Genomic DNA, 774 nt, shown 5'->3' on the forward strand with positions numbered 1-774 from the left:
ATGCGCTCAAACGGACTCGGCAAACTGACACCTTTTTTGAAAAACACTCAAAAAAGTCGCCAGTTCACCTCTCCGTTTAGCTAAGCGTTAAATGTTTTTTGGCTCTTAAGGTTTAGGGCTCAATATTCTGCAGGGAATGCTCGTTTCTTATCGAGCATTCCTCCGTTTAAATTATTAAGGTAGGTGGCACGGTTTCCAACTGTTCCGCTCCGCTGTTTAAGCTTCTCAGGTACATTTTAATTTGTAGAGGTTTCGTTGGTGGTGTGTTCCTAGGGAGTCCGGTAAAGTCGCCATCTAGGGTGTTTTTGTCTCTGGGCAAGTACAAAGGTTTTAACGTGGTGTTTGGTGTAGTTGGGTGTTCTAAAACATCTAACCAGTTCATCAAACATCACTCCGGCCACAAAAACACGTGGCCTACGTTGGACGCACGATAGAGCCGTGCGCCGTTTATAAAAGCGTTAAGTGACCATATGAAAAATATAATTCTAACGATAATAATTGGACTACTAGCAGGTTGTGGTTTTCAACAATATAAACCAAACGAAAGCTTGGTTATCGGAAACCAAAGCTGTACCTCTTTGTCTGGTAAATACACCTTAAACTTCGAAAACTATTCACATTACAATAGCCTTGGTTTTTGGCAACTTCGTCAATACGATCAATTTGAAATAAATGCATCCGCTAATGAACTATTGTTCACTGGGTACAAAAATGAATCTGTAGTTAATTCATCACAAATACTACGTCCTGACTGGTCTTGCTCAAAGGGTATTC

The 774-nt window shown here is 40.7% G+C and carries 1 protein-coding gene; it reads left to right on the forward strand.

Annotation, left to right across the window (positions count from 1 at the left end; genetic code table 11):
* Positions 1–470 precede the first annotated feature (470 nt).
* Positions 471–774, forward strand: a 304-nt coding sequence (locus A3766_RS31975; protein WP_231882891.1) for a hypothetical protein, incomplete at its 3' end; no start/stop codon positions are given.

The sequence above is a fragment of the Oleiphilus sp. HI0132 genome, from assembly GCF_001635845.1.